Below are 10,553 nucleotides of genomic sequence, written 5' to 3' on the forward strand. Positions count from 1 at the left end.
CCGTCGCCACGCGGATTTTCAGTCCGCTGCTCTACCAACTGAGCTACCTCGGCACACCGGGAATATTATAATTGTTTTTAAAAGCAAATGTCAAATTCTAATCAGGGCTGTAATGAGAGGCGGATTCGGAGTGAGACGAGGCAGAATCTCCGGGGAGCGACATCCATGACGACGCGATAAATCGCGCCCCTACATCGGAAGGCTTTGTACGTCTCCTGTCCATCGCGTCCATCCTGTCTATCCTGTCCATCCGGTCCATTAGAGGGAAACATCTCCGCCCGTAAAGCACAGGAACGCCAAACCGCTACCACCACCACGCGCTGATTTCTAATTCTGTTTCTAGCCTCACTTTTCCACGTCATTCTGAGCGCAGCGAAGAATCCGGTGGCGGTGGAGGCGGCGCGCTTATTGATCCAAGACGCTGTACCCAGACATCCGCAACACCTTACTTCTCTCACGCTGACCCACCAAAGGGCTGTTCAAGATTTAAATAATAGACCAAGGAAAACACTTCATAACAGAACTCCTGCCGAAGTCTTTTTTAAGGAAAGGGTTGCAATTCGAGTTTGAATCTGCGCTGCGATGGGCAAAAGAAAATAAGTAGCATCATTCTCCGTGAATTTGCTATTATAACGCTCCCCGTTATACGTGTAGTGATTCTTAATTCGTTCCCTAGTGTAAATTTTACTCCAAGCGGAGGATAGTATTGTGAAAACTTATGTCCCCACCGAAGGGGCTATTCAAAAACAGTGGCGCATAATCGATGCCGAAGGGCAGTCCCTTGGGCGCATCGCGGTCGAAGCCGCGAAGATATTGCGCGGCAAAAACAAGCCTGAATTTACGCCTTTTCTGGATTGTGGTGATCCCGTGATTATCATCAATGCGGCGAAGCTTAAATTGACAGGCCGTAAAATCGAACAAAAGACCTATTACCGGTATTCGGGTTATCCGGGCGGTTTGAAAGAAACACGTTTGGACTCCATGATGCTTAAGCATCCGACCCGTGCGCTGGAAATTGCTATTAAAGGTATGCTTCCTAAAAACCGTCTCGGTCGTAAGCTTGCCGGTCAGTTCCGTATTTACAGCGATGCCAATCACCCCCATGAAGCACAAAACCCTGTGCCTTTCGAATTCAAATAATTTTTGTACAATTGGAGAATACCTACTGTGAGAGACAAAAACACCAATGAAATCGTAGCCTTGGGTCGCCGTAAACGCGCAACAGCGCGGGTACGCATTAAACCCGGAACCGGGCTGTTTGTAGTGAATGGTCGTCCTGTAGAAGACTATTTGATGCGGGAAACGCTGGTTCAGCTTGCTGTGCAACCTCTTGACGCGACCGGTTTGCGGGAGAGTTTTGATGTACGCGCCATTTGTGACGGCGGCGGTCTGTCCGGTCAAGCGAGCGCCTTACGTTTAGGCGTTGCCCGTGCGCTGGTCGAGAACGACGAGAATATGCGTTCGACGCTGCGCAGTGAAGGCTTGCTTACCCGTGACGCGCGCGAAGTGGAACGTAAGAAATACGGCCGTCCCGGCGCCCGCAAACGCTTCCAATTCTCGAAACGCTAAGCCTCACTTCCTATGCCTTTTCTACCGCCACTTCGGTGGCGGTTTTTTTTTGTTCCTGCCGCTCTTTCTCTTCTTGTATAGAGCCGTTGAATGGAGGGGGCAGTGCGCTGCGCTCGGTCAGGCCCCGCCCTATTTCCGGCGGGAGCTCTGCAGCGTGGGCGGTTGCAGAACAGTTATTTTATTTTCTAGGGTGTTGTGAGTACAATGGTAGCCGATGATTGGCTATTGATCTGAATCTTGAAAGACGTTTCTATGAATTCTTCATATCGCCGCAATACGATGCTATCCATTTATACCGGGCGCGTACAGATGCTTTTGCTGATGAGCCTGTGCCTTTGTTTAGGCGTCGGCGCGGCAGTGTCTGCTGCTGCGCCCTCATCAGAGGCGGGGGACTTCGTGGTGATCTGTCCCATTGACGGGGACATTTTGGATTCGGTTAGTGTCGTTGTGGAGCGCGCCGTTAAGAAAGAGGCGGTGGGCGCGAAGGCGATCCTCTTTATCGTGGATACCTACGGCGGCCGTGTGGATTCAGCCATTGACATTACAAACACGATTTTGGCGAGCAAGGTGCCGACCATTGCCTTTGTCACGGGTAAAGGCGCCATCTCCGCGGGCGCTCTGATTTCCTATGCCTGCGATTACATTGTCATGGCGCCGGGCACGAATATCGGCGCGTCTACGCCTATCTCGCCGGGCGTGGAAATGACGGAGGAAATGAACGAGAAATCCATGTCCTTTTTGCGTGCCCGTTATCGCGCTTTAGGTGAGGAGAAGGGACACAATCCTCTCATTGGCGAGGCCATGGTCGACGCCTCCATAGAGCTCTACGGCGCCCATGAAGGGGCCGCGCACTACCGGGTCTATAAAGTTGAAAAGGGCAAGGTATCGGAAAGTTACGCCGTGGACGGGGACGCTCCGGTATTAAAAGAGATACCGTCCTTGTCGGCAGGGATGGGATCGACGGCGCAGCTGGACGAAAAACCGGCTCCCCGCAGTCTTCAAGAAATCATCGACCTGTTGACAGAACAATCGGGTCAGCCCAAGCAAGCGCCCGCCCCGGAGCCCAAGAGAGAAGCGGCGGCGACGGAGCCCATACCCGCTGAGGCGGAGCCGATCAAGGATATTGAAGGGCTGCCCGCAGATGCCCGCCTCATCTCGCCTGCCGGCAAATTACTGACCTTGACGACACGGGAGGCGCGTGAAGTGGGCTTGATCCGTGTGTCGGAAGATACGCCGGAAAAGGTATTGAACGCTTTGGGCTTCGGCGGGTATCGCAACATCTATATGACGATGACTTGGGCAGAAATGATCTTCGCCTTTTTGACGAGCCCGCTCATCTCGGGACTCCTTTTGATGGGTGCCATAGGCGGCATATATCTGGAGTTCAAGACGCCCGGTTTCGGCTTGCCGGGGATCGTTGGCATTACCTGCCTGTGCCTGTATTTCGGATCCCGGCTCGTTTTTGGCATTGCCGACTGGATCGATGTGCTCTTGGTTGTGACGGGATTTGTGCTGCTCATTGCCGAGATCTTTTTTATCCCCGGCTTTGGGGTCACCGGCATTACGGGCATCTTGTGTCTCATTGCGGGCATTTATCTTTCCCTTACACGGGTGCCCATCCCTCAATACACTTGGGATTACGTTCGGCTTCGTGATGCCGGTGTTACGGTGACCCTCTTTTCCTGCATGACCATTCTGTTCATGTTTTTTATGTGGAAACTATTTCCGCGCACGGCGTTGGCGCACAGCTTAATCTTGTCTTCTACCCAAAATACTGCAGCGGGCTACACGGTTCAAGGCGCGTTGGAAAGCCGTGCCGTGGGGCTTCGGGGGCGAGCGACGACCATGCTCCGTCCCGCGGGCAAGGGCCGTTTTGATACGATTACCTATGATGTGGTTACCCGGGGCGAATTTATCGATGCCGATACGCCTATCGAAATTATTGAAGTTGAAGGTAACCGCTATGTTGTGCAGGAATCCGGAGAGGAAACATAATTTATATGGATACGTCAGAAACGATGGTACAGATGTTGCGTCAGTTGTTGAAGGAAATGGAAATTGTTTCGTCGCAAGGTTCGGGTTACTATACCTGTGTTCCTTTTGCGCGGCGCTACAATAAGCTTTTGGAACAGGCGCGAAAGCTCCACGGTGCGGAAGCGGGCTTGTTGGAAACTTTCGACATGATCGAAGAGAGTGACCCCAAAGACCCGAGCGACAAAAGTAAGGTGCTCCTTGGGATCCGTGTCGAGATATCGCAATTAATCACCTTTCTCGAATGCTATAAAGGAGGCTCCCCTTCATGATCCTGTGGATGATCTTATTTTTGATTGCAGGGATGATACTCATTATCAGCGAATTCTTTTTGCCCGGCGGCGTGCTCGGCGTGCTGGGTGTGGTACTGATCCTCATCAGCGCTGCCTTGGGTATCCACGGGCATCCTGATCAAGCTTTGTTTATCATCTTCGCTGAGATCATCGGTATTTGTCTGTGTTTGATATTGGGCTATTTTGTGATCACACGCACGAAAGCATCGCGCTTGTTGACGCAAGAGCACAGCCTAAACGCCGCAGACGGGTATGTGAGTGCTGAGAGTGATACGAGCCTTTTAGATCAGCGCGGAATTGTGTTGACTGCACTGCGCCCGGCGGGAACCATCAACGTGGGGAACAAACGGGTGGATGCGGTCAGCGACGGCAGCTTTATTGAGGAAGGCGCTTCGGTGCGCGTCATTGAAATCCACGGCAGTCGTGTTGTCGTAGAAACAATAGATAACGAAACATAAGATAACAGAAAGGATAAGTTCATGGGTGCAATAGCAGGGTTCATAACGCTGGCGCTGGTGATCGTTGTATTAATCGTTAGCGTAGTGGTCATTTCTTTTTTCCGTTTATGGCTCCGTGCGTGGTTGTCTCAGGCGAGTGTGGGCTGGATGCAGCTGGTCGGTATGAGCCTTCGTAAAGTGAACCCGCCCATCATTGTCGATTCTCGGATTATGGCGGTGAAAGCGGGGCTGAACATCAGTACAAACGAGCTGGAAACGCACTATTTGGCGGGCGGCAATGTGGTGCGTGTCGTCCAGGCGCTGATTGCTGCGAACAAAGCGAATATCGAATTATCGTTCCAGCAAGCAACGGCAATCGATCTGGCCGGCCGTGATGTGCTCGACGCGGTGCAGACTTCGGTGCGGCCCAAAGTGATTGACTGCCCCGATCCCACGAAAGGCGCGCCTACGGTCGCAGCTGTGGCGATGGACGGTATCCAACTGAAAGCGAAAGCGCGCGTTACGGTGCGCACGAACATCCGGCGCCTCGTCGGCGGTGCCACGGAGGAAACGATTGTTGCCCGTGTTGGTGAAGGTATTGTGACGACCATTGGTTCTTCGCAAAGCCACAAAAAAGTGCTGGAAAATCCCGACTCCATTTCCAAGACGGTGCTGCAGCGCGGTTTGGATGCGGGCACAGCCTTTGAAATATTGTCCATCGACATTGCGGATGTGGATGTAGGCGAGAATATCGGTGCTGAACTGCAGATTCGTCAGGCAGAAGCAGACAAGCAGATTGCTCAGGCGCGCGCCGAAGAGCGGCGTGCCATGGCGCGTGCACGGGAAGCGGAGATGCTGGCGCAAGTGCAGGAAATGCGCGCGCAAGTGGTGAAAGCAGAAGCGGAAGTGCCGCTGGCTATGGCGGAAGCCTTCCGTCAGGGTAATCTTGGCATCATGGATTATTACAAGATGAAAAATATTACGGCTGACACGCATATGCGTGAATCCATTGCCAAACCCGGTAGGGATGGTGAAGAGTCGCCCACGACCCTGTAATAAAACCCTAAGGAGACACCGGCATGGATGATATCATTGCCATAGTGATCTTTATCGGTATGGTGGCGATCAGCGTTATTAGTAAAAAGATCAGCGAAAAAAAGAAACTTGAGGAAGAGAACCAGGCTGAGACTGTCGAGTCCTTCGACGAGCTTGAAGATACAGTGCGCCGTGTGTTGCTCGGAGATCCCGACATCAAAACGGCAACGCCGAAGAGACCGCCGACTGCAACGCCGCCCCCTGTAGAGACGGTGCGCACGGCCGAGCCGGAGCGGCCGGCTTCAGTTCCGGCGCGACAGATTCCAAGGCCTGTATTAGCGCCTCAAGAAGATCCGCGAATGGGTCGGCCTTCGGTTGGGACTCCGCCGCCTCCGCCGCCTATTGCGTATCCGCTGCCCCAATCACGCCCGAAGCCTGTGCGCGTGCAGCGCCCACAGCCGCCGGTGCAACAGCCAAGACCGCGGCCTGCAGGAGTGCCAGCAAAGGCACAGCGTCCCGCGCCGCGTCCGGTTGTGCGTCAAGCCATTCATGGAGCGGCGGGGAAAGCAGGGAAGATGAAATCGGGTCGGTCCGTTACCGTGGCGCTGCCCTATTCTGAGCCGACCTTGCATAGCGCCCTTCACAATCGTTCCCGCTTGGCGCAAGCCATTGTATTGAAAGAAATCTTGGGAGCCCCCAAGGCCTTTGATTATTGATAGCAGTAGTACTGTAGGGAGGGGCAGCGCCTGTCTTCATCGGGCAGGCGCTGCCTCGGAGTAATCATTATGGTATAAGGAGCTTTACCATGTTTTGCCGGAAGCGTTCTGTTGTGGTGCTGTGGTTTGTTGTGGTCTTGGCAGTGTCGATGATGGGCGTTGCTCAGGCACAGGAAAAAGTGAGCTTGGAAAAGCTGCTGGACGAAATGACGTCTATGGAACGGCTTGCTTCATGGAGCGGACCGGCGTATACAACGGGACAGTTTTCCAGTTATGACCGACGCTCCATCGATCCTGAAATTCTGACAGAGGAGCATTGGTTCGCTAACGGAGATCGCGGCAATGTTTTGCGCAAAGAGACGGTGGGTGATACAACAGAATATGTGTTGATGGATGCAGAGGGTCCGGGCGCGATCGTGCGCTTTTGGTCTGCCAATCCTTATGATGCGGGCACCATCAAGATTTATCTGGATCATGAGGAAGAGCCCGCCATTGAAATGACCTTAACAGATTTTTTGGGTGGAGAAGCGGCGCCTTTCATCGCGCCCTTGGGCGGCGAACGGGGCAAAGGGTGGAACAACTATTTCCCGCTCCCCTACGCAAAACATTGCAAAGTATCCGCCACCGAACGAGACTTCTATTACATTATTAACTACCGCAGCTATGACGCAGATGTTGCCGTCACCACCTTTTCATTGGAAGAGACGGCGTCGCTGCGCGATAAGATTGAAGAGACCGCCAAGGCGCTTGAAAAGCCTGAATCGATCAAGACTTCGGCTGATACGGAAGGCTTCGACTATGAAGTGGTCTTGTCGCCCGGCGCTTCTGAACGGCTGAGCCTTTACGGACCTGCTGCGATTGCGGCCATACAGTGCAAGTTTGATGCCGAAGAGATGGAAAGGGGGCTGCGCGGCACACGGCTGACCGTCCAATTCGATGAGGAAGGCGTTTGTGTGGATGCGCCCTTGGGCGATTTCTTTGGTGCTGCGCCGGGGCTGAATCCCTATGAATCGCTTCCCTGCGGCGTGCTGCCTGACGGTACCATGTACGCCCATTGGCTCATGCCCTTTCAACAGGGAGCGGTGTTTACCATTGAAAATTGTTCGGATATGGAGGTGAAACTGGAAGGTACGATCGCTGTGGAAGCGCGGCCGTGGACCGATGACAGCCTGTATTTCCATGGGAAATGGAAGTGTGAGCAGAATATTCCGACCCGGCCCAGACAGGATTGGAACTACTTTTCCGCCACAGGGACAGGCCGTTTTTGCGGGGTCATGCTGCACATCGCCAATCCGGTGCCTCAATGGTGGGGCGAAGGGGATGAAAAAATCTACGTGGACGGCGAAAGCTTTCCCGGATTTTTCGGAACCGGTACAGAAGATTATTTCGGCTATGCGTGGAGCGATACGGCGCGTTTCACCCATGCCTACCATAACCAACCCCGAAGTGATGGTCCCGGCAACGCCGGTCATAGCTGTGTGAGCCGCTTCCATGTGATGGACGATATCCCCTTCAAAAAAGATATTAAATTCGACATGGAATTGTGGCATTGGGCGGATACTGAAGTGACGCAAGCGGTCATGGTCTATTGGTACAGCCGGCCGGGGGGCAGCGATAATTTCCCCGCCATCGATCGCGCCCTCTTGGGTGTGCCGGAGATTCCGGAGCCGGAAGGGGTGGCGGGCGCCTTGGAAGGCGAAAAGATGCAGGTTCTGGCGCAAGGCGTCGGCACCGTTTCTACGCAGGGCGGTTGGCCTTGGAGCCGAGGCCTGCAAGTGTGGTGGTGTCATGCGGAAGTAGGCGATACCTTGGATCTGGAATTTCCTGTGGATGAGCCGGGCGAATACGAAGTAGTCGCTGTATTCACCAAAGCGCCGGACTACGGCATTCATGAGCTGAGCCTTAACGGGCGGTCTGTGGGAGCGCCTATTGATTTCTACGATACGGAGGTGACGATTACGGAAGAACAATCCCTTGGCCGTTTCTCTTTGAAAAGGCGCGGTAATCGCTTGCATGTCACCCTTGTCGGCGCGAACGCGGAGGCGCTTCCCGGGCACATGTTCGGGCTGGACTATCTGAGACTGATCCCCTAGACTTGGACGTGACGGCGGAGCAGCTGTTAGGCTGAGATAGAACCATAAAACGAAAGGGTTACTCTCATGGAAGTTAAACAGGCCGCGCTGCGTATACAGGCGACACTGCGATCAGGGCAGAGGCTTGTAGGACGTCTATTGAGATGGTTCTTGGTGCTGCAGTGTCCGCTCACGATACTTGCTGTTTTTGGCGATCCTTTGCGACTCATCTCCGAATCCTTTCCGGCCCTTTATGAAACGAGGGTCTTTTCGATGCTCTTTTCGCTTTTCCCTGCCATACCCCTGATTATCCTTGCCTTATTTATTACGCAGTTCAGTACAATCATAGGGCTTTTTTTGACCATAGAAGATAGGACGCATAACGCAGCGCCTCGATGACACGAAAGCCTTAACACCGAATGCTTCGCCGCGCTCAGCAGAACGGGGCGGGCGGCTCTCTACAGAAAGCCTCCAATACCGACACAATAATCATGTCCGTATTGGAGGCGAATCACAAGCGTTTTAGAGAGGGGCTCAGGTCTCGGAAGGCCAGGGCAGTGTGTCCTCTTCGACGACGGTTTCAGCGCGTGCGCGGATCCCTTCAAGGCGCACTTCCTTCGGCTCCAATCGTGAGATAATCTTTTCCCGTTCGCTGCGGATTTCCGCTTCCCGTTCCAAGAGCGCGTCATACTCGCTTTGTACGGAAGTCAGCGCGTTTTCGAGTTCATCTTTTACGGCTTTCTCGAAAGTAGTCCCACGATTTTCCAAATACTCCTCGATAAGGAGGGCAATGGATTTGTCGTTATCAGCGGCACTCTTTAAGATCATTTGATTGGCGTTTTGCTCGATGAGGGGCGTCAACTTGCTTATCCATCGGTCTTCGCTCCACGCCAAGCGTGCGAGGAAGCCGAGCGCCGCGCCCAAGAGTCCGCCGATGCCTGCGCCGATAGCGGTGCCGATGCCCGGCGCTATGGACCCGACAGCAGCTCCCGTCATGGCTCCGACTACGGCGCCGCCTGTACCAAAGGCGACGTATTCGCCGGATACAGAGCTTTCTACTTGGGCATGGAGCATTTTCTCCGGCTCCGTCAATTGAGAGCGCAGATCGCGCGCCGCTTCGATTTGTTCGGCTACACAATCCGACATCTCTTTTTCGGAAGCATCAACGATTTCTTTCATGGTAGCGAGCACGTCGGATACAAAGATATCCACTTGATGCTCCAGTTGTTTCGCCAAGGGTTTAAACTTCTCGCGGCGGGCTTGCTTTAAATGGTTGTCTTTGCGCAGCCATGTCAATACGGGCTGTACCACCTCTTTATCCATGGCTTGGGCAGTAAGCAGCGCACGCAGTTTCTCCACGTATCCGGCGACCTTCTCGCCGTTTTTCTCACCGCCCCGAAAGCGGATCGTATAGTCCGCTAAGGCAGCTTCAACGACGTTGCGGATGGAGGCGAGCCGTTCCATTAAGGCGTCGCGGCTGGCGCGTAATTCTTCGAATTTTCGCGGATCTCGTGCGAGGCGCAGCGTATTGCGTATGCTGATCAGATAATCAGCGGAACGTTCGGCGACGAAACGCGAGGCTTGATAGACCACAGCGTTGGACTTGCTCTCATTGACCAAATAGTCATAGAGCCGTTCTTTCATGGGGGAGAAGCGGCTTTGTCCCATCAGAAATGCGGCGAGATCTCGTGCCGGCGCCTCGCTGTTCTCGATGCTTTCAGCGACCGCGGTGGGGAGCAACAATTTATTGTCGTCGAAGGCTTCTTCCGTGCTCAGCCGTCCCTGATCCAGCTCGATGGCGCGGAGGGCACGGTATCCGGAGAGGAAAAAGACATCGGCATTGTCGGGGATATCATTACGGCGGAATGTTTCGAGGAGCTGCGCGGCAGGTCCTTGCAGTGCGCGGGGATCGATTTCGTCGGGATCGAGGCGATCCGCTTTGTTGAGTACAAAGAAGACCCTTCGGTTTCTACAGGTGATGACCCGTTTAATGAAATTCAGATCATGTATGTTGCCGACGAAACCACTGTCGACAAAGAGCACGACGAGATGACAATTTTCGATGATGTCATAGGTGATCTTTTGGCGTGTGTCCGAGATGCTGTGGACGCCGGGCGTATCAACGAAGAGGATGTCATCGTCGAGTCCGTCTGAGTTCAGGTAGAGGGTCAAGGATTCGAGCCGCTCGCGGAGGGGCGCGAAATGAGGATAGCATTCATCGGCGAGAACGGTTACGAGCGGTTCCAAGGCTTGGCGCATCGCGTCGGGATTCTCATTGGGGCAGCGTATAGTCAGCGTGTGCCGGTCATCGGAGATTTGCAGTTCGGCTTCGAATCCGCTGAGAAAGCGTTCCAGTGCTTCGGTCTCATGGGGCGTTGCACCGGAATCGAGGGTCAGCAC

The 10,553-nt window shown here is 53.9% G+C and carries 10 protein-coding genes; 9 read left to right on the forward strand and 1 reads right to left on the reverse strand.

Annotated elements, in window-relative coordinates:
- Positions 1-708 precede the first annotated feature (708 nt).
- The 9 genes from rplM (at position 709) to GX117_04970 (ending at position 8,552) form a co-directional block, all read left to right on the forward strand.
- The gene (rplM, locus tag GX117_04930; GenBank protein ID NLO32687.1) at positions 709-1,140 is read left to right on the forward strand and encodes a 50S ribosomal protein L13; all 432 of its coding nucleotides are present in this window, start codon (positions 709-711) and stop codon (positions 1,138-1,140) included.
- A gap of 27 nt (positions 1,141-1,167) precedes the next feature.
- Positions 1,168-1,569: a 30S ribosomal protein S9 gene (gene rpsI / locus GX117_04935; GenBank protein ID NLO32688.1), complete on the forward strand. Its 402-nt coding sequence runs from the start codon at positions 1,168-1,170 to the stop codon at positions 1,567-1,569.
- 252 nt (positions 1,570-1,821) lie between these two features.
- Positions 1,822-3,564 (forward strand): hypothetical protein, encoded by a 1,743-nt coding sequence (locus GX117_04940; protein NLO32689.1) that lies wholly within the window; start codon positions 1,822-1,824, stop codon positions 3,562-3,564.
- Between the two features lie 5 nt (positions 3,565-3,569).
- Positions 3,570-3,872 carry a hypothetical protein gene (locus GX117_04945; GenBank protein ID NLO32690.1) on the forward strand — a complete coding sequence of 101 codons (303 nt, stop codon included), beginning with the start codon at positions 3,570-3,572 and terminating at the stop codon, positions 3,870-3,872.
- Positions 3,869-4,351 (forward strand): hypothetical protein, encoded by a 483-nt coding sequence (locus GX117_04950; GenBank protein ID NLO32691.1) that lies wholly within the window; start codon positions 3,869-3,871, stop codon positions 4,349-4,351. The genes GX117_04945 and GX117_04950 overlap by 4 nt, the downstream gene beginning before the upstream one ends.
- A gap of 21 nt (positions 4,352-4,372) precedes the next feature.
- Positions 4,373-5,386, forward strand: coding sequence for a flotillin-like protein FloA (gene floA, locus GX117_04955; protein NLO32692.1), 1,014 nt, complete (start codon positions 4,373-4,375; stop codon positions 5,384-5,386).
- A 23-nt stretch (positions 5,387-5,409) separates the two neighbouring features.
- Positions 5,410-6,081, forward strand: a complete 672-nt coding sequence (locus GX117_04960; GenBank protein NLO32693.1) for a hypothetical protein — start codon at positions 5,410-5,412, stop codon at positions 6,079-6,081.
- An 89-nt stretch (positions 6,082-6,170) separates the two neighbouring features.
- A complete protein-coding gene (locus GX117_04965; GenBank protein ID NLO32694.1) occupies positions 6,171-8,174 on the forward strand; it encodes a DUF2961 domain-containing protein in 2,004 nt (667 codons plus the stop codon).
- 66 nt (positions 8,175-8,240) lie between these two features.
- Entirely contained in the window at positions 8,241-8,552 is a 312-nt protein-coding gene (locus GX117_04970; GenBank protein ID NLO32695.1) for a hypothetical protein, read from the forward strand.
- Positions 8,553-8,687: 135 nt separating this feature from the next.
- On the opposite strand, the gene GX117_04975 is transcribed toward GX117_04970, so the two are convergent.
- Positions 8,688-10,553 (reverse strand): hypothetical protein (locus GX117_04975; GenBank protein NLO32696.1); only part of this gene is annotated, 1,866 nt, incomplete at its 5' end.

The organism is Candidatus Hydrogenedentota bacterium (assembly GCA_012523015.1).
Taxonomy (GTDB): domain Bacteria; phylum Hydrogenedentota; class Hydrogenedentia; order Hydrogenedentales; family CAITNO01; genus JAAYBJ01.

Excerpts from the sequence above, each read along its gene's own strand:
- GX117_04940 (NLO32689.1), top strand. The coding sequence starts at position 1,822 with ATGAATTCTTCATATCGCCGCAATACGATGCTATCCATTTATACCGGG.
- GX117_04945 (NLO32690.1), top strand. The coding sequence starts at position 3,570 with ATGGATACGTCAGAAACGATGGTACAGATGTTGCGTCAGTTGTTGAAG.
- GX117_04950 (NLO32691.1), top strand. The coding sequence starts at position 3,869 with ATGATCCTGTGGATGATCTTATTTTTGATTGCAGGGATGATACTCATT.
- floA (NLO32692.1), top strand. The coding sequence starts at position 4,373 with ATGGGTGCAATAGCAGGGTTCATAACGCTGGCGCTGGTGATCGTTGTA.
- GX117_04960 (NLO32693.1), top strand. The coding sequence starts at position 5,410 with ATGGATGATATCATTGCCATAGTGATCTTTATCGGTATGGTGGCGATC.
- GX117_04965 (NLO32694.1), top strand. The coding sequence starts at position 6,171 with ATGTTTTGCCGGAAGCGTTCTGTTGTGGTGCTGTGGTTTGTTGTGGTC.
- GX117_04970 (NLO32695.1), top strand. The coding sequence starts at position 8,241 with ATGGAAGTTAAACAGGCCGCGCTGCGTATACAGGCGACACTGCGATCA.